Raw genomic sequence first — 20,120 nt, 5'->3', positions numbered from 1 at the left:
CTTGGAATGCTTCTTTTTACCAGTACCCATTTTTACAAGGAATGTAACATGTAACGCTGTGACTTTCCCTTATTTTTTTGCAATATAAACCATTCAATCAACAGCTAGAAGCAGCCACATACATGAAACCTACGTTCATCCTAACAACAAAAAACCCGAACCATCAATCAGATTAATAGTTCGGATTTAACATCAACTAAAATATTTTTCCCAGCCTTTGGGCTTTTTTATTTATTAATAACGCCATTTGTCTTTTTTCTTTGCGAATTTTCTGGCAGTTTGCTAAAGCCTATTTCTTCAAGACCTTTTTCTAACGTCGCTCTTGTTTTAATTGTTCCAAAATCGACGCCTAAATCCACAACGGTTTGTGCGATTTCCGGACGTATTCCGGTAATCATCGTTTTAGTGCCGATAAGCTGTAAGGCTTTTACAATTTGAAAAATATTGTCCGCTACCATCGTATCGACGATAAGAACACCTGAAATATCAAATATTAAATAACTCAGCTGCAGCTGAGCGCTTTTTTCTAAAGCCGTTTCCATAATAAGCTGCGAACGATGTGTATCAATTTGTCCAACGATTGGCATCACAGCGATTCCTTCAGAAAGAGGAACGATGGGAACTGATAATTCTTCTAGCGCTGCATAAGCGCGTTTTATGGTGTCCGTATTATGTTCTTCGTAGATTTCGACAAATATATGATTAAGCTCATCAAGCATCGGATCAATTTTTTTACTTACATCAAGCATCGTAATAGGAGCAAACTGCTTCTGCTGCAGCTCTTCTGTAAAAACGCCCCATATCACTGTTCGAAACAGCGCGAGCGATTTTAACGTTTGACTCAAAGAAAGTCCGTTTTCCACAGCCACTTTTCCTATATCTGTACCCCACTGAACGATTTTTTTTAAAACGACCGAGCGCTCTTCGAATAACGACTCGCCTAAATACTCAATGAGTTCTGCTCTCCATTTTAAAACTTCGCTTTCTTCGTGGTAAACCAGCTTCCGCTTATATTCAGAGTCCATCAGATCAGAAAATTGTATCGCTAATTCCTGTTTATTATCGATAATTTTCTTCCCTATATATAACAACTCATCCCTCATTTTTTTCTTTATCTCCTTTAGTTAGCAGAATTAACGATTACATTTTATAACAATAGTTATATCACATACAATATAAAAATATAACCGAAATAAAAAATTGTTAGGCCCTGCCTATTTACTTTTATCCCTATTCTTCTAATCGGTATACCTACCATAAAATGATTGAAATTTCAGCGTTTGGGTAAAAAACTACTATAAATTTATTTCTATACTTATAAGGAGGCTTTTTCAATGAGCAAACATAAAGGAACCGTTAAATCATTCAACGAATCAAAAGGATCTGGATTTATCACACCCGAAGACGGATCAAAAGAAGTGTTCGTTCACTCCAATGCGATTGACCGTGAGGAATATAAAAACCTGGCAGAAGGACAAAAAGTAGAGTTTGAAATCCAAGAAGGAGCCAAAGGACCCAGCGCTATAAAAGTACACCCAGTTGACTGCTAGAGTGAGATTTACATACAGGCTATGGGTAGACTGCCCAATCAAATACTCTTCGAATAAAAACCCCTCTTCGACTTTTGTTCGAACGAGGGTTTTTTTATATGATGCAAATAATTCTACATTCAAATTGAGGCATAACTACATCCATCCAATCTAAAAACGAACAAATGGGATAAAGCAGCTAGTATGAATCACTTGTTCCAACGCTGTTAATTTTTTTGCAGGCGGCCGATGAGCCTTGCCCTCTATTCAGCACTTATAAGTCCCTGCATATATGAAACCTACCTTCATCAAAACAATAAAAAAATCCGAACGCGTTTGATTCTCTATCAAGAATCAAACGCGTTCGGATCTTCCTTCAACTAAGCTGCTTTTTATTCTAGCTTCTTTTTTAAACTACTTAATTCCGTAATATTCTTCAAGCGTAATGCCTTTACTTTTAATCGCCTGCGCCACTGGTTTGCCTACATATCGCAAATGCCACGGTTCATATTTATAGCCCGTTACCGCATCTTTTCCTTTTGGATAACGAATAATAAATCCGTATTCTGCCGCGTGGGCATCGAGCCAAGTTGCTTCTTTAGTTCCGCCAAAGCAGTCTTGAGCAGCACATGTGCCGTCTCCTTTTGTTACATCAATTCCAAGACCCGTTTCATGTTCACTCGTGCCTGGCAATGCGCTATAAGTTGCCGCTTTATCATAACCGTCTCTTTGAACATACGAACTAAAAAGCGCGCTTTGCGTTGCATGTGAACGGTAAGCCGATACGCCAAGAAGCGTAACGCCTTGTTTTTTCGCACCCGCAAACAACTGTGCAATAGCAGCGGCTGCTTCACTTCGCATTTTTTTCTTTTCCGTTTGTTCTTTGAATGTAAATGGAATCGTTGTATATACTAAATCTTTCGGAACGTAGTTTTCCGGAAGCTTGTTTTGTTTATTCACAACAACTTGGATGCTTTCAGGGTTCGAAACCACTTTCATGCCAGCTAATGCTCGTACGTATTGACCGCTTACATAGCCAACCTTACCTTGATACGTAATTTTCAGCCAGCCGTTTGCTGCTTTAGCCGTCACGTCGAGCTGTGTGCCGGCTTTAAGTGTTGCCATGACAGCACCAGATGTTGAAGCAGTTGTTCGAACATTTAAATTCGCTGTCGCCACATAGACAGAAGCTGCCGGAGTAGGAGCTGGAGCCGGTTCAGAAGAACTGGTTGATTCCTTTACGTACTGCGTGCTCACATAGCCCGTTTTGCCTTGATAGCTTACTTTTAGCCAGCCGTTCGCTGCTTGTTCTGTCGACGTTAGCTGCGTGCCTTGTTTGACCGTTACAACAATCGCGCTTGACGTCGAGGGACCGCTTCGAATATTTAAATTTGCCGTTGTTACATAGGTTTTGGTCGTTGAACTCGCTGACTTTTTAACATACTCACTGCTTACGTAACCCGTTTTGCCTTGATAGCTTACCTTCAGCCAGCCGCTTGCTGCTTGTCCAACTACCGTTAGCTGCGTGCCTTGTTTGACCGTTGCAATAATCGCGTTGGACGTCGATGGGCCGCTTCGAATATTTAAATTCGCCGTTGTTGTATATGTTTCCGCCGCTGCGCTTGCGACAGTTGGCTCACCCGTAAAATGTAAAGAATGAAGACCTAGAGTTCCTGCCCCTACAAGGGTAAAAGCAAGACCTGTTACCGCTAATTTTTTGTAAAATCTTTGTTTGTTCACTTCTGTCATTTTTTATACCTCATTTGCAAAATATAATAGAAATATATGCTGCTAGTTTAATAGGTTAAGTGAAAACAGGATCCGATGTTTAAGCTCAACCTTAAACTAGCTACATTAAATAAAATCATTTGACGTCTAGAGGCTCTATACATTTGTTCGTTCCAGCTAGCACGTATCTTTAGAATACCGGATAATCGTGTCAAAAGTATATCAAAATATTTCAAACTTGTTTCCAAACTGATACATTTTCAACAAAAATAGAATAATAGAGCAGAAACAGCAAAAAAACCCTTACGTTTACTCTCAACTGCTTAGGGTAGAAAATAACTAAATACAAAGATTGAGATGGTGATAAAATGAACACGGCAACGGATTTTTCCTCAACTGCGTTTCGAGAACCTCACACATTAAAACAGCATATTTTTGATACGCTTCATTTCTACTACCCCGCTTGTATTGACAAAAAAAACGGCGGATATATCCATGAATACTACGACGACGGCACCGTCAACAACACGCATTCAAAGCACTTAGTAAGTACGGCGCGCTTTATTTATATCTTCAGTGTAGGGGCTCTTTTAGACGGACCGGATTGGTGCAAAGAAGCAGCTCAGCACGGCATTCGTTTTCTACAAAACAACCATTATGATAGAAAGCACGGCGGGTATTTTTTTGAAGTAGCCGATGACGGAGAAGTAAAAGATGATTCGAAACAAGCATATGGCCACGCTTTTGCTCTTTTAGCTTCTTCCATCGCATATCAAGCCGGCATTTCAGAAGCAAAAGAAACAATTGAACAGGTATATGACGTGATGGAAAAGTACTTTTGGGAAGATGCGCACGGCTTTTACCGAGACGAATGGGACGCTTCTTGGTCAGCTGCTTCTTTCTATCGCGGCCAAAATGCAAATATGCACATGTGTGAAGCGATGCTTTCTGCCTTTGAAGCAACAAGAGATAAAAAATACTTAGACCGAGCGTACACGCTTGCAAAAGGCGTTACTCAGCAGCTTGCTGAACGATCTGGCGGCATGATCTGGGAGCATTATGATACAGACTGGCAGCCAGATTGGGACTACAATAAAAACAATCCAAAAGATGAATTTCGTCCGTACGGCTTTATACCAGGACATCAGTTTGAATGGAGCAAGCTGCTTTTATGGCTTGATCGGCACCGTTCGGAAAACTGGATGACAGAACGTGCAAAAGATTTGTTTGATAAGGCCTGGAACCGGGGCTGGGATGCTAAGTACGGAGGTCTTTACTTTGCGCTGTCGCCTCAAGAAGAGGTCATTGACCGGGATAAAAACTACTGGGTGATGGCTGAAGCCATTTCTGCGGCTTCACTGCTCGGGGTAAAAACTGGAGACAGCGGATATTGGAAAGCATACGATGCCCTGTTCTCCTACTGTCAGAAACACTTTATCGATCACACATATGGAGGCTGGTATCAGCTGTTAAATCAGCAAAACGAACGCTACAGCTCGAAAAAAAGCCCGGCTCCTAAAGCCGATTATCACCCTGTGGCAGCTTGCTATCAAACGCTGATAGCACTGAATTCTCTTTGAGAGAATGATCATGAAGAAACCGTTTTCTTCCAAATGCGTTTATTTCTTTTATTTAAGGGAATTTACTTACTAACAATCATTGTTTACACATTTTAGAAAAAGCTCGACTATATATATGCAAGGAGTGAGGACGATGTATTTTTACGCGTTAGCACAAGGAACAGATTCTGGAGATCCAGTAACACTGCACCATGAGAAGCAATTTTCGAAAAAAGAATTTTTAGAAATGTTTAATGAAGCATTAGATGAGTTGGATACGCATCCATCTCCAAGCGACGTCGGTGAATACCTTTGCCGTGCGTACGGATTTCAAGAAATTGAAATCGAGACGGGTGTTGTATGCTACTGCGCTCCGTTTAGAAAGCTAGACGACTCAGATATTATAGAAGACCGCACGTACATGGACGCCACGACAGGAACACTAAAATACAACTAATTAAAAAGAAAGGTTGGATGCGTGTGAAGACCGTACAAAACATTTATCGAACGAGTGAAGCTGTACCAGAATCGGGGGCTTACATTTGTGCGGAAGGTGAAATTAAACTCTTTCAAAAAGATGATCTTTTTACACCTTGCCCACACACACGTGAATCAACGACGTGGAAGCCCGTAGATGACGCCTTTTCAACCGGAGAATTGGTTCCGCAAACCGGTCGCTATACCGACGAAAACGGCAATCAAGTAAAGCTAAAAGAAAACGATTTATTTCCAAGATGCCTTCGTTCAGGTGAGCCTACGACGTGGAGGCGAGGATAACAAATAACAAAGCAGCCGCTTATTAAGCGGCTGCTTTTATTAAAGCTTATTTAAAAAATGAATTCTTTTTTCTTCCTTTTAACAGATCGCCCGTCCACCCTTTCATTCGTAAATAAAGATAAATGGCAACGGTCGAAAGAACAATTAAAATGAGCGCATAGACATAGCCAAACTTCCAGTCAAGCTCAGGCATCCCTTTAAAGTTCATTCCCCACAGTGCTCCAAAAGCCGTTAAGGGCGTGCTGATTGCTGTCAGCAGCGTTAAAGCTTTCATAATCTCATTTCCTCGATGAGTAGACACAACTTCTTCTAATTTAATTAACGCGTCAAATTCTTTTTGATATTGTTCAATCAGCGTTAAGCCAATTTCAATTTTTTTACACATTCGCTGATATTCGAGCGTTTGGTTAATTTTTTTATGAAACGCTTCTTCTATTCCCATGGTGACTTCTTGAACAGAACTGATTAAATTTGTCCATATAAGCAGGTCATACCGCGCTTTATGAATGTCATCCAACACGTCGATGTTATTATTATGGCGCACTTCCCACAGAAGCTCTCTAAAATGACTTTCAAACTGATCAAACCCATTCAAGTGTTTTTTCATAATTTCGCCTAAAAGGATAAAAAAACTTTCCGCCGTGTTAGCAGACTGCTTCATGCGTTCAATCATTCGTTCATGATTAGTGTTCTCAAGGATTTTCAAATCGATTCCTGCCGTTATAATAAACTCCTCGGTAATATAAAAATGAAACGAATCGTAATCCCTTTGATCAAACGACTCTTTATGATAAATTAATGAACCATAAATAAGCTCGCTTTCTCCTATCACATCTACTTGAATATGATTGGAATTTTTCTTTTGAAGCTGCTGGCAAAACCATTCATCTCTTGGATACTGATAGTCTTTGATTATATCAGCTATTCCATCTGCTTCTTCTAAATCAAACTGATACCATTTCCACTGATCGTTCGTCACAGTATTCATACTTTCCCTCTTTCCCCTTTTATTAGAATTTTTCCCTATATACAATCACTTAAAACCTAACATAAAAATAAACATACATTTCATATCCATCTTTATAAAAAAGATGCTATAATAAATACGTTGCGCACCTGCGCATGCTTTATAAGTTTGAGAGGAGAATAACAGTGAAGAAAGATATCGCTTTACGTTCTTATCTGCTAGAAAGTGCACCAACTATGACGGAAGAATGGTATGCATCTTTGGACAAAAAATCTTCTGAAGGCGTATATACCTCTAATGATCCCGACGTCATTCAACGCTTAAAAGCGCAAAACTATGAATTTCATTTATATATTAGCAACGTCTTTATAGAAGATGAAAAAAGCTTTTTTGAATCTTTTAACACGTGGCTAAATAAAGTTGCCAAAGACCAACAGCATCTCAGAACCCCCATTCAAAGTATTATTAAAGAATTTATGAACGTCCGCAAACAATACTGTGAGTATATTCGCCGATTTGCAGAGCTTCATGATGACATCACTCAGCAGCACATCGATGTATGGAATGAAAAAATAATAAGAGTGTTTGATATTATTATTTTGAAATTCATTACAGAAGCGCAGGAATATGCATCAAACCGCCTCCGCTCTCAGCAGGAAATGATTCATGAATTAAGTTCACCTGTTATTGTGATAAAAAAAGACGTGGCTCTTTTACCATTAGTCGGCGATATTGATACGGCAAGAGCCAAAATGATCCTAGAAAGCACGTTAAAACAGTGTGCAGAGAAACAAATCTCTCATTTGTATATTGATGTGTCAGGAGTTGTGATGATCGATACAATGGTCGCACACGAGCTGTTTCAGCTGATAAATGCGCTTGATTTAATCGGCGTTAAATCAATTTTATCGGGCATTCGTCCTGAATTAGCCACTACTGCAATGCAGCTTGGTTTAAGTTTTGACCATATACGAATTAAATCGAATCTCGCTCAGGCACTAGAAGATGATTCAAAAATTGTAATTGCTTCTAATACTTATTAATAGCGTGATACTAACAAAAAAACAGCCCGAGAAGGCTGTTTTTTTATTTTCTATGATGAATTTTTTCAGAACCTGATTCATCTTTCGTTTTCGTTTTATTTTTCTCTTCTTTTTGTTCAAGTCTTATGTCTTCCGTTGGCATAGGATCGACCGTTTCTTCTTCTTTAAAACGTTCAAACAACGTTTCGTCTTGATCTGTTACACGCTGTTCTGTTTCATCTCTTTTTTTTGGTGTATTTGAAATAGATCTTTTCTGGCGTTCTCCCATCTTTTTCTCCTCCTTTATATAATTGAAGCAATTATGTGTTCATGAAATCTCCGCCGTTGACATGAAGCGTTTGACCCGTCATATAAGATGAATCATTTGAAGCTAGCAGCACATAGCAGCCCACGTGCTCCACAGGGTGTCCAGGTCTGCCCATCGGCGTATCTGTACCGAATTCTCCTACTTTATCACCTGAGAAAGTAGACGGGATAAGCGGTGTCCAGATTGGTCCCGGTGCTACGGCATTAACGCGAATCCCGTCTTTAACAAGGGCTTGGGCCATACTGCGCGTAAAGCCGTTAATTGCTCCTTTTGTCGCCGTATAATCGATAAGCTGAGGATTTCCACGGTAAGGATTAATCGACGTTGTATTAATGATTGCACTGCCTTTTCCTAAGTAATCAAGCGCTTTTTTCGTAAAATAAAAGTATGAATAAAAGTTCGTTTTGAACGTTCGTTCAAGCTGTTCACTCGTAATTTCTTTAATGCTTTCTTTTGGATGCTGCTCTCCTGCATTGTTCACAAGGATATCAAGCTTTCCAAGCTCACTCACTGTTTTTTCTACCGCTTCGTTACAGAACGATTCATCTCCTACGTCTCCTGCAATCAGCAGGCATCTTACACCTTCTTCTTCAATACGGGCTTTTGTTTCCTCGGCGTCGCTATGTTCGTTTAAGTAAACGATGGCTACGTCCGCTCCTTCTTTCGCATAAGCAATGGATACAGCTCGTCCAATTCCGCTGTCTCCCCCAGTAACTAGCGCTACTTTTCCTTTTAATTTTCCTGTACCAATGTAATTGTCATCCTCATAAATAGGGAGAGGATTCATCTCACTTTCGATACCCGGCTGGCGGTCTTGCGTTTGTTGGGGCTGACCTTGTGTTTGTTGATCTTGTAAATTCATTTTAATCTCCTCCTATTTTTGATGGAACTTTTTAGTATAGTCTAGGTTTAGCCTTCTGTTTCGAAGTTCAAACATCTTTTTTTAAAAATTTATGATGTTTCTATTCTCTTTTACTATCTGAGAAAATTCATAGAAAACAAGTTTAAAGTTGGAAGCAAAGGTTATATGAGAAGTAGAAGATGTATTTCAGAAATATCTTTTATAATATCTTTTATCAGGAGGTTTGGTTCGTGTATGAAACACATTCAAATAGCAGAAAACCAAGAGGAGGCAGTCTGCGTCATCCGTTCTTTTTTAAAGAAAGGATTTACAAGCAAAGATATTTATCTGCTGGCCTACGATAAAGAACGGGCTCAGCATTTAACGGAGGCAACACATACAAAAAAGTACAGAATGGCTGAGCAAGGTATGTTTGAAACGGCGGTAAATAAGCTTCTTTCAAGAGAAGATGAGCTTCTTTCAAAGATGGCTTCGCTTGGCTTATCCAATCAAGAAGCAAATCGGTATAAAGAAGAAATGAAACAAGGGCATATCGTGGTTATTGGCGCACAGAGTCAATCAATTCCCTACTAAAACAGCGGAAACGTTTTTTATTAGCTTATAAGGGTATTTATTAAAATAAACCATTGTCTATCAAGAAAGGAAGTTATAACGATGTTAAATTATTTGGGAATTCAGATAGGCTCTCTTTACTTTCCTACTAGTATTTTGCTTATCACGTTTCTTGTATTAATCGGCTTTTTTATTTATTTCCTCTCTAGAAGAAGAAAAAACCGCCATGAATCACGTGAGCAATCACGAGGAAAATAAAAGAGAATGTCAATCTAAAAGCCCTTCATGCAGAAGGGCTCTTTGTACTACAAAACAGGCAGATACTTCTCATAGCGCGGGTTTACATAAAAAGGCGGACGAGGTCCTAAAAGCGGCAGCAGAAAAGGCTGAGCGTCAGAGTTATAGATTACTTCCACCGTCTGATTTGACCCGTCCATTAGCAATAGCTTCACTTCTTCACTGTAGTAATATCGCATAAACACACCTTCTTTCTCGCATTCTACACTCTTTATACGTATGCATGAGAGATCGATCTATGTCATAGAGTAAAAGAGTGATGCTTTTTGAGGAGGTTGTTTTATGTGTCCAAACAATGAATTTTATCCGGACAAGCAAGGGTATCCGATGCAGCCGAATTACGGCAAAATTACGCGCTATGAAGATGTTCCGATTACGGTTCCTGAACAGCGGCAGCTTCGCCAGCCCGGGCTAGAAAGTTTGATGGTTCCGCGTCCCATTATCGAAAATCCACATTACAAAGGAAGCGGCAAGCTAAAAGGAAAAGTTGCTCTCATTACAGGAGGTGACAGCGGAATCGGAGCAGCCACTGCCATTGCCTTCGCTAAAGAAGGAGCAAACGTTGCGATTGCTTATTTAGATGAACATGAAGACGCGAACCGTACGAAAGCACGCATTGAAGAACTGAGTCAAAAATGTGTGCTGCTTCCCGGTGACGTGCGGGACAAACACCACTGTAAAGACATCGTCGAAAAAACGGTAGAAACGTTCGGCCAGCTTGATATTTTGTGCAATAACGTAGGCGTTCAGTTTCAGCAGATGAGTCTTTTAGACATCACCGATGAGCAGTTTGATCATACGTTCAAAGTGAATATCTACTCGCACTTTTACACAACGCGTGCCGCTCTGCCTCATTTAAAAGCCGGCAGCTCAATTATTAATACCGCTTCAATAGTGACGTATAAAGGCTATGAACAGTTAATTGACTATACGGCAACCAAAGGAGCCATTGTCGGTTTCACTCGTGCGCTTTCCAATAGCGTGATTAAAGATGGCATTCGCGTAAACGCCGTAGCGCCGGGGCGCATTTGGACACCGCTCATTCCAGCAAGCTTTTCAGCTGATCAAGTAACGCAAGTGGACAATCCGATGGAACGCCAAGGGCAGCCGTTTGAACTTGCTCCGACTTATGTGTATCTCGCAAGCGACGACTCACGGTTTGTCACGGGGCAAACGCTGCATGTAAACGGCGGAGAGTGGGTTTCTTCTTAAGCAGCTGGATCTAAAAAAGCGTGAAGCTAAGCTTCACGCTTTTTTATCATTTATGGACTTCTTTTTGCAAAGGCGATTTTTCAATGGAACGCGTAAACCGGTAAACATCAAGTTCTTGTCCTACCTCTGAAGGCAAATACCCAAACGTTGTGAAGCTGTCCACGGATTCCGGTTCAAGTGATAAAGACAATAAATTGTTTTGCGGCTGAGATGTTAAAAAGACGTAGCTTCCTTTTGGGAACGTCACCGTTTTTTGCTTCACGATTGTTTGCACGTCTACATTTGGCTTGTTTTCGTAGGCTTCGTTTTCAATGCGGCTGCTGACGTTATAAGCTTCTACTGAAAGAACCGTTTCTTTCGTTAATTTGAAACCTTTCACTCCTTGTCCCTGCAGTTTTGCTGCTACATCTTCGTGTCCTGATTTTAAAATATATGCAGTCGGACGTTCGCGGACAAGCGTCGGCGTTGCTTTCTTTGCACTGTAGTACGTCACGGGAATTTCTTTAACAGACGCACTTTCCACATCGACTATTTCTAACGTGGAGTTTGGTATTTTTTTATTTTCGCTGTTCACAACAATTGAGTCATGGTCATTTGCATTTTTTCCTTTTTTGACAAGCGCCGCTTTTTCTTTTGCAATCAGCGCTTTAATTTCTTTGGCATGAGCAGCTGTTTGCGTAATCAGCTTTTCTTGCGTAGCAATTTGCGCACTCACTCGCCGCGGAAAATCTTCTCGTCCAATGCCAATCCCTCTGCTTTCCACTAAAAACGAAAACGATGGATACAAGCCTAGTGAGTTTCGGCCGATTCGCGGTTCAACTGAGCCTTCTTCTACTTCAAGCTGCCCTTGTTTATTCACTTGAGACGTATAGTATACTTCTCCTGAATATCCTTGCTTTTCAATTGCTGTAAGCGTACTGTTCACAAACAACTCATCAGATACGTCTCGAATGTTCTGCGGAATATTTAAGTTTCGCCCGGACTGCAGTAAAATATCGTGATATTTCCACACACCTTCTTTACCAATATTTTTAAATCCGCTGCTGTAAGGCGTATATTCATGAGCGTCAATGACCACTTCTGGTGAAAAACGGTTAAATTCAGCTCGTATGCTCTGCACTTCCGGACTTTCAAGCTTTATGTAGTCACGGTTTCCATCCAAATTATTTGCTAGCTGACGCTTAAATGCATAAGATCCGTCTGGATTAATACGCGGCACAATGACAATGTTCACTTTATTTAGCACATCTTTTCCAAAGTCTTCTGTCAAACGCGTCGCCACGGCCAGTACCGATTCACCGCTTGCCGGTTCATTACCATGAATTTGACTTTGAAGCCAAATTGTCGGCTTTTTGGATATCTTTCCATCCGCAAATTTCTTTTCCTTCGAAAAGTACAGAGCCGGAATTTCACGCCCTTGCTGTGATTTACCGATAATCTTCAGCTTTACGTACGGACTTTTATGAGCAAGCTTTTGAACATAGCTCATCATTTCTTCTTGAGTCGTAAATGCGTCTTGTCCTTTCAGAAATGCCGGCGTTGCTTCATTCACCTTTATTTCCGGATAAAGCGCTTTAATTTTTTCCGGCTGGCTATAGTCTTTTCCGTAATAAGGCATCTCAGCTTGTACCGCAAGCGGCGACAGCAATAATCCAATCGACAAAAGACCCGGCACGGCTGATCGTTTTACAGTTTTTTTCATTCATTTACTCCTCCCTATCCCCTTGATTAGACATTTTAAATTTTTAAAATATTTAAAATGTTACATAAATAATTATACCGTTTGAGGAAATAACTTCAAGATAAGGGAGCTGAACCTTTTTGACTATTTTAATGTAGGAGACGAGCGCGGTTTTACAACAAAGAGATTGGGACATAACAAAATCAACTCCATATGAAGACGACCAATCAGGGTAAATGATCTAAACCGCTTTTCCAACCGCAGTTGATTTCCATGCAAGACTTCGCTTTCCGCGGGCGGCCGATGAGCCTCCTCGTCGCTCAAGCTCCTGCGGGACCTCATCTGTCCTGCTTTTCCCGCAGGAGTCTTCGCCTTGTCCTCCAATCGACAGCTAGAAGCAGCTACACAAATGAAATTTATGTTCACCCTAAAAAAAATGAACCCCTAATCAAACATGTTGATCAATGGTTCACTTTTCACTTCAGCTAACATACGTTTGTCTCAGCCTTTTTTTATGTATGAACTGCTATAAAAATCAGGACTTCCTTGAGCTTGTATTGTGCTAGTCTAGCTGTTTCATATTCCATGCAGCTATCTCTCCTATGTTCATTTCTTTACGGATTCTAGCGTTTCTAAATCATATCGGCCGATTTCTTTGTTGTTTCTCGTGATAACGAGTGTTCCGTGTCTCGCTACCTTTTGGAGTTTTTTTAATTTCTGATCAGATGGAGCCATAGGCATTTCTTTGTTTTTAACAGTCGCGCCCAGATCGTAGTGCACATCGACTTTTCCTTTTTTCATATAGTCAAACTCTTCAATTCCCATACCTGTACCGAACTTCTCATGCCCCTCATCAAATACATTAACGCCTACTGTATTGATAGATGCTTTCTTTAAATCTTCATTCGGTATAATTTTAGCTTCTATTTCGTCTTTATCATTTTGATAGAATTTACGCTTGCCTTGCTGCTTCATTTTAAACTCGTAATACAGCGCTTTGGGTTTTACATCGACCATTTTTCCTTTGCTATCTTGTATACCAACTTTTCCAATTAAATTGGCATCATCTGTTATCTTGACTTTCACTTTTTGAATGCTATAGCCGCTCTCTTCTTTGCTAGCAGAGTTTGAGCACGCTACCAATGACATTGCCAAAAAAGCACTCAATGTGCCCACCATAAATTTCTTCACTTTATCACTCCCTGAGGATTAATATACCATAAAAGGAATTTAAATGGATGTTTCTCAGTCGATTTTGTAAATAAGTAAAGAGGCAGCAACCTATTGACTTAAGTTTCCTTATCAACTCTATAGAAACATAAAAAAACTCTCTCCATAAGGAAAGAGCTACTCTATCACAAAGTCCGCTTCTGCTTTTACTACTCCGTTTACAATAACAGAAAGCGTATGCTTGCCGCTGTAATGTTTTCTTGTACTTAAATCTTTAAACGCATGCTTTTTTGTAACTGTCAGCGTTTGACCTGCTTTTGCTTGAACATTTTTTAGCATAAACACTTTTTGAGTGCGGTTTCCTTTTGCTTTTACGTAATGAATTCCGTACTCTATGCGAAGCGGCATGGGTTTTTCCACGGATAGTTCAAAGGAAAAGTCAACGCTATCACCGATTGTAATAGTATGCGGCTGTAAGCTAAGCCCTGTGACAGTCACGCCAGGATCATCTCCATAGCCGAAAAGAGACAGAGCTTCAGGATCTCCTTTTTTCAAAAGTGAGCGGCACGCATGTTTAACGATCCAGTCGGTTTTAACGTCTTTTTCGTACCAGCTTTTCACCACATCAAGCATCCAGTCTTTTTCTATGTAAGAAATATCATTTAAATGATTGGCTACGCTTTTTCGGACATAGAGCGATTCATCGCATTTTAACTGTTCTAAAATCGGCAGCGTTTGTTTTGGATCTAGCTTTAACGCAGGTACTGATTGTCCCCACGGAAGTCTAGGCCGGCTCCCTTCGCTTGCTAATCTGCGAATATGATGGTTTTCATCTCCTGCCCATTCAATCATTTGCTGGAGCATTCGATTTTTATCTTGAATTAAAAACGGACGCACCGCAAATTCTGATGTGGAAAACGGCGTAAAAAAAGCGAGTGCTTTTATTGAAGCTTCCCAATCGTCCAATCCATACAGTTCAACGTAATCTGGAAAAATCGTGCCTTGAAGTCCTCCTACCGTTGGAGCCACTTTATAGAGGATATGAAGTGCTTCTTCATAATCTCCCGGCAGCACTTCATGCATGGAAAGCGTAATTCTTCTCATGCGCTCTTTCAGCGCCAAGTCTTGCCAATCTTGTTGAAAAACAAGCTCATGAAATGCTTTTTTATCAAATGAACTCATTTCACGTGAAAAAGCGTCGCTTAAGTGCGTAATCAATTCTTCATTAAACACGCTTTTACGTAATTCTTCAGCCATACTTATCCCTCTTTTCCAGGCAGTATTTTATTTTCTTTTGAATAAATCGCCCGCTCGTACATCCCTTTTTTAAAAATTTGCATGAACAGCTGCTTATTTTTAACTTCTTTAAATCCGTACTGACTGTACAAACCGTGAGCATCTTTTGTTGCCAATAAAATTTTTCGTACGTGTTGAATCGGCTGATAGCGAATCATTTCTTGTACCAGCGCTTTTCCAAGCCCATTGCCTCGTGCGTGCGGAAGAATAAACACATCCGCCAAATAAGCAAACGTCGCAAAATCAGAAATAATTCGTCCGAACCCTACTTGTTCATCGCACTCATCATACACGCCAAAACAAACGGAGTGTTCAATGGACGTTTGAACAAGGTGAAGCGGAATTCCTTTTGCCCAGTATGATTCATGATGAAGGTACGAGTAGATGACATCTATATCAAGCTTTTCTTTATTCGTATGTATGGTAAACTGATGATTTTCTTTCATGCTGCATCCTCCTTGCTTCTCTATCATAGCACAAATGTTCGCAACAGAAAAAAGCCTTTTCTGTAAAAGGCTTTTTTGCTTAGTATGATATTTTTTTAGAAACAGAAGCATTTTTTCTATAGCGTCTTACGACTATGTAAATAAGCGGACTGCCAATAATCGTCGGCAAAAACCAATAAGAAAGTGCCGGAAGCTTGTTTAACAGCGGAATACTGTCTCCAACATTTACAAGCAGTGCGGTAACAGCTCCGATATAAGACCCCAGCATACCGCGAATATGATGCTGAAGCCAGTTCTTCCATTTTCGCTTGCGTGCTGCATAGCCATAAATCGCTAATCCGTATGAAAACACGGCAATATAAAATAAATAAGCAATTTCATTCCATTTCCAAATCGCTAACATGATAGCTGTGGCAGCTAGTGCTGCATAAGAAGCGTGATACACTTCTCCCCATTTTGTATGCCGTCCTTTTTTCTTAGCCGCTAGCATAGACACCATTCCTGAAAGCAAACAAATCATGCCCAGTCCAATATGGATACTTAATATAACTCCAAATAAATCCAACGTGCTCTCTCCTTTTACGTACTTCTCTCTTATATCTTCGGCTAGCGGACTTGTTTTTTAACAAAATATTCCTATTTTCTTTCCAACTCTTTACTTACATGATGCATATGCTACACGTTAAAAAGCGCATACTTGCTTTTCTTTATGTATTATATTTTGCTAACGGAGCCGCGCGAGTGCTGCGTGATCTCGCAGCAATGCTTCTCACCCTCGTCTAGCCCCATACGCCACTTTTTATGCTGGCTTTAATCACTGGCGGCTTCTTTAAAATCGGTCTGTTTTTGTATGCCACTGTGCTGAGCCTTTCCCACGTTTTTAAGCTTAAAAACCCGTCACCGCTTGTGTTTCCAATCGGCTTAGTCATTTTGTTTTATTCATTGTCTCTTACTCAAAACTATTTCGAACACGTATATGAAGGGTTAAAAATCATTCCGTTCACTTTACATCTTCCGTTTCAAATTGTCATTCCTGCTCTTTTACTCGTGATCGCATTTTTAAGAAATCGAAAAAAATACAGTCCGTCCCTATGAAAAATACCGCAGAAAATTCGTAGTATGTCCATTTCTCTATTGGATTTAATCCCCTAAAATTATACAATATAGGTAAGAAGCCAAAAGGAGAACCAATATGATTGGATTAATTCTTTCTATTTTAGTATTTAACGTTCTTGCTTTTAAAACAAACAAGCGCTTCACGACAAATCAAATTGTACACATTTGGATGTTCACCATTGCTGCTCAGCATATCTTTGATGTCTTCATTAATTTCAAATTTCGCGGCTACTGGTATTTTACACAAGAGACAGACTGGCAAGGTATTTTCGCCTATACTGTTCTCATTCCGCCTGTAAACATGCTTTTTCTTACCTACTATCCTTTTTCCGGAAAGCTCACAAAAAAAGCCGCCTATATTTTACTTTGGTCGGTTGCTGTTTTACTTTATGAAGTAGTGGCCCTTCTCCCTGCTCCATGGGGTTATTTTCACTACGGATGGTGGACGTGGTGGTATTCGCTTCTGCTAAATCCGCTGTTGTTTTGGATGGTTGTGCAGTATTACCGGTGGGTGTGTAAAATTGAAAAAAGAGCGATTACTTAAAAATAGAATAGCCTTTGGACCAGCACATCATCATTTTCAGCACGGGCAATGAAATGAATGTCTGCTTCTCCGCTGGCTATTCTTTTTTTATTAAAAAACGTCTTTGGACAAGGTAACTTGCTTTTCTTTTTCTTTTCCAACTAACGACACAAGGAATCCTGCTATTCCCGCTATACATAGAACCACCAATAGACCAGTAGTGCCTACTAACAAGCTCACCGCAGCTGACGCTAACATTCCTCCAATATAACGAAAAGTGGAATAAATGCCCGATGCAGTGCCTGATTGCTCTTTTTTGACAGATTGAATATTCATAGCCTGCATAGATGAAACACCGATTCCTGCTCCCACTCCTCCTACTAATAAAGATACAATGGTATAAGAAATGGATGCATTCACTAAGTGGAAATAAAGCATCGCCGCAAGCAGTGAAATAAGAAACGATAATCGTATCGGATGTTCTTTCCCTACCTTTTCTGCTAACAGTCCTCCCACCCAAGAAGAAATAGACATGGCTAATGAAAAAAAGAAAAGAAGCAAACCAATTAAACGAATATCATACTGCTTCTCTAGCAAAAGCGGAACAAACAAAATGGTACTATACATCATAAAATTACTGCATAGAATGGAAAGATTTGAAGAAAAAAAAGGCCGAACCTTAAAAAGCTTAAAATCAACCAGCGGCTCTTGGACTTTGCGTTCTTGCACAATAAAAAGAACGATAGACGCTATGCATATAAAAATAGTCCAAGCATTAAACAAATCACGGTGCGTCAGCATTAGCGTAAAGCTCGTCATGCTTACTCCAAGTAAAAAAGCGCCCCCTATATCCAGCATTTTTGCTTTTTGTTTTACGGTAGACGGCACGTATATAAATGAACAAATTAACGATAGAACAGCAAAAGGAACGTTAAACCAAAAAATCGACGTCCACCCAAGATACTTAATTAAAAACGCACCTAATACAGGCCCTACAGCTGCCCCTAGCCCCATTGATAATCCAAATAACCCAAGCGTTCTTCCAAGCTTTTCTTTTGGCAAACTGTGTCTCATAATGGCTGTTGCGTTAGGCGTAGCTAGTGCGCCCCCTAATGCTTGGAGCGTTCGAAAAACGGTGAGCGAAAGTAAGTTATATGAAAACACACAGGCGGAAGATCCCACTAAAAAAATAATCATTCCAGCTACGAACATCGTTTTATTTCCATATAAATCGCCAAGTTTCCCCGCGATGGGCTGAGCAACTGCCATCACAATTAAGTAGATAGTTACCACTACTGATACATGTACGATGGAAAGATGAAGCGCTTTGGCAATAGACGGTAAGCCTACCGCAATCATAGTGGAATTAACGGGAATTAAAAAAGTTCCCGTTAAAATAGAAAAGATAATCAAAGACGGCTTACTGTTGTTCAATCGTCACCACTCCGTTAGTTCCGTCTACGGTAATAACATCTCCATCTTTTAGTAGATCCACGGCTACTTTTGTGCCGAGAACCGCTGGAAGTTTATATTCACGAGCCACTGTTCCTGCATGAGATAAAATTCCCCCTGCATTGGTTACAATTGCTCCAGCTAGAGAAAATAATGTGGTCCAAGCGGGTGCTGTTGTTTCACACACAAGAATATCTCCTTGTTCAAGTTTAGAAAATTGACCTGGATCTGAAATGATTTTTACTGTTCCTGTATAAACGCCTCTTGAAGCGGCACTTCCTTTAAAGATTTTTTGCGTTTCATCTACTTCTGGAGGTCCCATTTTCCCGAATACCCGCTCTAATAGAGGATCTTCTTCTGCTTGAGGAGGCGTTCCGTAGGCAGGCGGCGTTTTTTTATGACGATTCTCTTCAAACTCCTGCTTTCTATTGACGATAAGTTCATGGAATGCCACGGGCGTTTTTAATACTTCCAGCAATTCATCGTAATAAAAATGAAAAATATCTTGAGGCTGATGAATCACTTGGTGGTCAGCTAAAAGAGATCCTACATTCAGCAAAAACAGCCTTGCTGTAGCAGGCAGCATTGCGTCAATATAAAAATGATGATCTTCATCTATTCCCCAAGCGTCTAAAGCCCACCCATAAAACAGCTTAAACTGCTCTTTTTCTTGGCATTCCGGCATTTTTGCGAGTACATCACGATAGTTTTCTTCTCTCTTTTTTACGACGTCTTCATAATTTTTCTTGAAGTCGTAGTCTTTACGCACGTAGCCAGCAATAATCGATAGCGCATGTAAAGGGTTCTCTACCCACGTCTCATCAATAAACTCGTGCGAATTTGCCGAACGATAGCCATACTCATCCAAAAAGCTTTGCAGATTCTTTAAAAATTCTCTGCCTTGGGATGTGCTTAATAGACTTGCTTCTATGTCTTCTGACTTTTGCTCCGTAAAAGCTTGTTTTAATTGATTAGAATCTTTGACTTTGTCAGTTAGTTCCCACAGTGCTTGATCTGTTTCAAGTGACTTATTCATCACGCCTTCCAACAAATCATATACATAAGCCGTATTCGTGTCTCCGGTCAAGGCTCCATATACCTCTTCTAAAATCATTCCTAAATCATTTCTCGGCATGACGATTTCAAAGTGAAGCTGCCAAGCTTTTTTATAGAAATCATGCAGTTCTTTTACTTTTTCTTCTGCTTCTTTTAAAGATAAAGGACGTTCTGCATTTCTTTTGACTTCCGTATAAAAAGGTAAAAACACCTCATTAACGTACTCGTATAATCTAGGTTTAAGTCGAGGTAACAGCGGCTTCACTGCTTCTTGGTGCTCTTTTAAGCGCTCATTTACATCACCGGGAAACGGGATATTTAGCTGGTACATTTTTCCATCGGCTAATTTCACTACAAATTGATAGATAGGCAGTTTTAACGTTTCAAAACCGTGCTTCGTCCCATAAGTCATTGCAGGAAGCTGAAAGGAAGCGTATAAAGGACTTAGTGCATGTGCGATATGTAGGTTGTCTTGCACCCAAAATCCCGTTTGTTTTTCTTCCTCACTTAAAAATAGGTCGTTTTGAAATGCAGATAATATGTTCAT

General features: G+C 40.1%; 23 protein-coding genes. 10 read left to right on the top strand and 13 right to left on the bottom strand.

Going from position 1 to position 20,120, the window contains the following annotated elements:
- Nucleotides 1–227: 227 nt before the first annotated feature.
- Nucleotides 228–1,103, bottom strand: coding sequence for an STAS domain-containing protein (locus AC0C45_RS12890; RefSeq protein WP_047931370.1), 876 nt, complete (start codon nt 1,101–1,103; stop codon nt 228–230).
- Between the two features lie 231 nt (nt 1,104–1,334).
- On the opposite strand from AC0C45_RS12890, the gene AC0C45_RS12885 reads away from it, so the two are divergent.
- Nucleotides 1,335–1,550 carry a cold-shock protein gene (locus AC0C45_RS12885; RefSeq protein ID WP_047931369.1) on the top strand — a complete coding sequence of 72 codons (216 nt, stop codon included), beginning with the start codon at nt 1,335–1,337 and terminating at the stop codon, nt 1,548–1,550.
- A gap of 393 nt (nt 1,551–1,943) precedes the next feature.
- Here the strand turns inward: AC0C45_RS12885 and AC0C45_RS12880 are convergent, their stop codons facing one another.
- The gene (locus AC0C45_RS12880; protein WP_047931368.1) at nt 1,944–3,278 is read right to left on the bottom strand and encodes an SH3 domain-containing protein; all 1,335 of its coding nucleotides are present in this window, start codon (nt 3,276–3,278) and stop codon (nt 1,944–1,946) included.
- 347 nt (nt 3,279–3,625) lie between these two features.
- Here AC0C45_RS12880 and AC0C45_RS12875 point away from each other — a divergent pair, with 347 nt between their 5' ends.
- From AC0C45_RS12875 to AC0C45_RS12865, 3 genes are all read left to right on the top strand, one after another.
- A complete protein-coding gene (locus tag AC0C45_RS12875; RefSeq protein ID WP_171776855.1) occupies nt 3,626–4,837 on the top strand; it encodes an AGE family epimerase/isomerase in 1,212 nt (403 codons plus the stop codon).
- Between the two features lie 133 nt (nt 4,838–4,970).
- The gene (locus tag AC0C45_RS12870) at nt 4,971–5,273 is read left to right on the top strand and encodes a hypothetical protein (RefSeq protein ID WP_016764990.1); all 303 of its coding nucleotides are present in this window, start codon (nt 4,971–4,973) and stop codon (nt 5,271–5,273) included.
- A gap of 17 nt (nt 5,274–5,290) precedes the next feature.
- Complete coding sequence (locus AC0C45_RS12865) at nt 5,291–5,593, top strand: hypothetical protein (protein ID WP_016764991.1); 303 nt, start codon at nt 5,291–5,293, stop codon at nt 5,591–5,593.
- Between the two features lie 46 nt (nt 5,594–5,639).
- Here AC0C45_RS12865 and AC0C45_RS12860 read toward each other — a convergent pair whose 3' ends face one another.
- Nucleotides 5,640–6,581, bottom strand: coding sequence for a magnesium transporter CorA family protein (locus AC0C45_RS12860; RefSeq protein WP_047931366.1), 942 nt, complete (start codon nt 6,579–6,581; stop codon nt 5,640–5,642).
- Between the two features lie 164 nt (nt 6,582–6,745).
- Here AC0C45_RS12860 and AC0C45_RS12855 point away from each other — a divergent pair, with 164 nt between their 5' ends.
- Nucleotides 6,746–7,603, top strand: a complete 858-nt coding sequence (locus tag AC0C45_RS12855) for an STAS domain-containing protein (RefSeq protein WP_472928177.1) — start codon at nt 6,746–6,748, stop codon at nt 7,601–7,603.
- A gap of 43 nt (nt 7,604–7,646) precedes the next feature.
- Here AC0C45_RS12855 and AC0C45_RS12850 read toward each other — a convergent pair whose 3' ends face one another.
- Both AC0C45_RS12850 and AC0C45_RS12845 read right to left on the bottom strand, forming a co-directional pair.
- Nucleotides 7,647–7,871, bottom strand: coding sequence for a hypothetical protein (locus AC0C45_RS12850; RefSeq protein ID WP_047931364.1), 225 nt, complete (start codon nt 7,869–7,871; stop codon nt 7,647–7,649).
- 31 nt (nt 7,872–7,902) lie between these two features.
- On the bottom strand, nt 7,903–8,772 hold the full coding sequence (locus AC0C45_RS12845) for an SDR family oxidoreductase (RefSeq protein WP_013058194.1): 870 nt from the start codon (nt 8,770–8,772) through the stop codon (nt 7,903–7,905).
- A gap of 234 nt (nt 8,773–9,006) precedes the next feature.
- Between AC0C45_RS12845 and AC0C45_RS12840 the strand changes: the two genes are divergently transcribed.
- A complete protein-coding gene (locus AC0C45_RS12840) occupies nt 9,007–9,345 on the top strand; it encodes a YflT domain-containing protein (protein ID WP_257061802.1) in 339 nt (112 codons plus the stop codon).
- A gap of 81 nt (nt 9,346–9,426) precedes the next feature.
- Complete coding sequence (locus AC0C45_RS12835; protein WP_169305194.1) at nt 9,427–9,582, top strand: hypothetical protein; 156 nt, start codon at nt 9,427–9,429, stop codon at nt 9,580–9,582.
- Between the two features lie 47 nt (nt 9,583–9,629).
- Here AC0C45_RS12835 and AC0C45_RS12830 read toward each other — a convergent pair whose 3' ends face one another.
- On the bottom strand, nt 9,630–9,800 hold the full coding sequence (locus AC0C45_RS12830; protein ID WP_013084200.1) for a hypothetical protein: 171 nt from the start codon (nt 9,798–9,800) through the stop codon (nt 9,630–9,632).
- Between the two features lie 103 nt (nt 9,801–9,903).
- On the opposite strand from AC0C45_RS12830, the gene AC0C45_RS12825 reads away from it, so the two are divergent.
- Nucleotides 9,904–10,833, top strand: coding sequence for an SDR family oxidoreductase (locus AC0C45_RS12825; RefSeq protein ID WP_047931362.1), 930 nt, complete (start codon nt 9,904–9,906; stop codon nt 10,831–10,833).
- Between the two features lie 46 nt (nt 10,834–10,879).
- Here the strand turns inward: AC0C45_RS12825 and AC0C45_RS12820 are convergent, their stop codons facing one another.
- The 5 genes from AC0C45_RS12820 to AC0C45_RS12800 form a co-directional block, all read right to left on the bottom strand.
- Nucleotides 10,880–12,535 carry a M14 family metallopeptidase gene (locus tag AC0C45_RS12820; protein WP_237892664.1) on the bottom strand — a complete coding sequence of 552 codons (1,656 nt, stop codon included), beginning with the start codon at nt 12,533–12,535 and terminating at the stop codon, nt 10,880–10,882.
- A gap of 585 nt (nt 12,536–13,120) precedes the next feature.
- Entirely contained in the window at nt 13,121–13,705 is a 585-nt protein-coding gene (locus tag AC0C45_RS12815; RefSeq protein WP_257061800.1) for a hypothetical protein, read from the bottom strand.
- Nucleotides 13,706–13,861: 156 nt separating this feature from the next.
- Entirely contained in the window at nt 13,862–14,941 is a 1,080-nt protein-coding gene (locus AC0C45_RS12810; protein ID WP_472928176.1) for a DNA alkylation repair protein, read from the bottom strand.
- A gap of 2 nt (nt 14,942–14,943) precedes the next feature.
- A complete protein-coding gene (locus AC0C45_RS12805) occupies nt 14,944–15,426 on the bottom strand; it encodes a GNAT family N-acetyltransferase (protein WP_016765001.1) in 483 nt (160 codons plus the stop codon).
- 79 nt (nt 15,427–15,505) lie between these two features.
- Entirely contained in the window at nt 15,506–15,991 is a 486-nt protein-coding gene (locus tag AC0C45_RS12800) for a hypothetical protein (RefSeq protein ID WP_034650154.1), read from the bottom strand.
- Between the two features lie 236 nt (nt 15,992–16,227).
- On the opposite strand from AC0C45_RS12800, the gene AC0C45_RS12795 reads away from it, so the two are divergent.
- Together AC0C45_RS12795 and AC0C45_RS12790 are read left to right on the top strand one after the other, a co-directional pair.
- Entirely contained in the window at nt 16,228–16,521 is a 294-nt protein-coding gene (locus tag AC0C45_RS12795) for a spore germination protein (RefSeq protein ID WP_257061796.1), read from the top strand.
- Between the two features lie 97 nt (nt 16,522–16,618).
- Nucleotides 16,619–17,086 carry a hypothetical protein gene (locus tag AC0C45_RS12790; protein WP_047931359.1) on the top strand — a complete coding sequence of 156 codons (468 nt, stop codon included), beginning with the start codon at nt 16,619–16,621 and terminating at the stop codon, nt 17,084–17,086.
- 90 nt (nt 17,087–17,176) lie between these two features.
- Here AC0C45_RS12790 and AC0C45_RS12785 read toward each other — a convergent pair whose 3' ends face one another.
- Together AC0C45_RS12785 and AC0C45_RS12780 are read right to left on the bottom strand one after the other, a co-directional pair.
- Nucleotides 17,177–18,499 carry an MFS transporter gene (locus AC0C45_RS12785; protein WP_236691095.1) on the bottom strand — a complete coding sequence of 441 codons (1,323 nt, stop codon included), beginning with the start codon at nt 18,497–18,499 and terminating at the stop codon, nt 17,177–17,179.
- Nucleotides 18,486–20,120, bottom strand: coding sequence for a PEP-utilizing enzyme (locus AC0C45_RS12780; RefSeq protein ID WP_257061795.1), 1,635 nt, complete (start codon nt 20,118–20,120; stop codon nt 18,486–18,488). Before AC0C45_RS12780 ends, AC0C45_RS12785 begins: the two co-directional genes overlap by 14 nt.

The organism is Priestia sp. VA7 (assembly GCF_055710015.1).
This window is presented reverse-complemented; position numbering and strand designations above follow the sequence as displayed.

Coding starts and splice junctions, on each gene's coding strand:
- AC0C45_RS12890 (WP_047931370.1), bottom strand. CDS start 1,103: ATGAGGGATGAGTTGTTATATATAGGGAAGAAAATTATCGATAATAAA.
- AC0C45_RS12885 (WP_047931369.1), top strand. CDS start 1,335: ATGAGCAAACATAAAGGAACCGTTAAATCATTCAACGAATCAAAAGGA.
- AC0C45_RS12880 (WP_047931368.1), bottom strand. CDS start 3,278: ATGACAGAAGTGAACAAACAAAGATTTTACAAAAAATTAGCGGTAACA.
- AC0C45_RS12875 (WP_171776855.1), top strand. CDS start 3,626: ATGAACACGGCAACGGATTTTTCCTCAACTGCGTTTCGAGAACCTCAC.
- AC0C45_RS12870 (WP_016764990.1), top strand. CDS start 4,971: ATGTATTTTTACGCGTTAGCACAAGGAACAGATTCTGGAGATCCAGTA.
- AC0C45_RS12865 (WP_016764991.1), top strand. CDS start 5,291: ATGCGTGTGAAGACCGTACAAAACATTTATCGAACGAGTGAAGCTGTA.
- AC0C45_RS12860 (WP_047931366.1), bottom strand. CDS start 6,581: ATGAATACTGTGACGAACGATCAGTGGAAATGGTATCAGTTTGATTTA.
- AC0C45_RS12850 (WP_047931364.1), bottom strand. CDS start 7,871: ATGGGAGAACGCCAGAAAAGATCTATTTCAAATACACCAAAAAAAAGA.
- AC0C45_RS12845 (WP_013058194.1), bottom strand. CDS start 8,772: ATGAATTTACAAGATCAACAAACACAAGGTCAGCCCCAACAAACGCAA.
- AC0C45_RS12840 (WP_257061802.1), top strand. CDS start 9,007: ATGAAACACATTCAAATAGCAGAAAACCAAGAGGAGGCAGTCTGCGTC.
- AC0C45_RS12835 (WP_169305194.1), top strand. CDS start 9,427: ATGTTAAATTATTTGGGAATTCAGATAGGCTCTCTTTACTTTCCTACT.
- AC0C45_RS12830 (WP_013084200.1), bottom strand. CDS start 9,800: ATGCGATATTACTACAGTGAAGAAGTGAAGCTATTGCTAATGGACGGG.
- AC0C45_RS12825 (WP_047931362.1), top strand. CDS start 9,904: ATGTGTCCAAACAATGAATTTTATCCGGACAAGCAAGGGTATCCGATG.
- AC0C45_RS12820 (WP_237892664.1), bottom strand. CDS start 12,535: ATGAAAAAAACTGTAAAACGATCAGCCGTGCCGGGTCTTTTGTCGATT.
- AC0C45_RS12810 (WP_472928176.1), bottom strand. CDS start 14,941: ATGGCTGAAGAATTACGTAAAAGCGTGTTTAATGAAGAATTGATTACG.
- AC0C45_RS12805 (WP_016765001.1), bottom strand. CDS start 15,426: ATGAAAGAAAATCATCAGTTTACCATACATACGAATAAAGAAAAGCTT.
- AC0C45_RS12795 (WP_257061796.1), top strand. CDS start 16,228: ATGCTGGCTTTAATCACTGGCGGCTTCTTTAAAATCGGTCTGTTTTTG.
- AC0C45_RS12790 (WP_047931359.1), top strand. CDS start 16,619: ATGATTGGATTAATTCTTTCTATTTTAGTATTTAACGTTCTTGCTTTT.
- AC0C45_RS12780 (WP_257061795.1), bottom strand. CDS start 20,120: ATGAACATATTATCTGCATTTCAAAACGACCTATTTTTAAGTGAGGAA.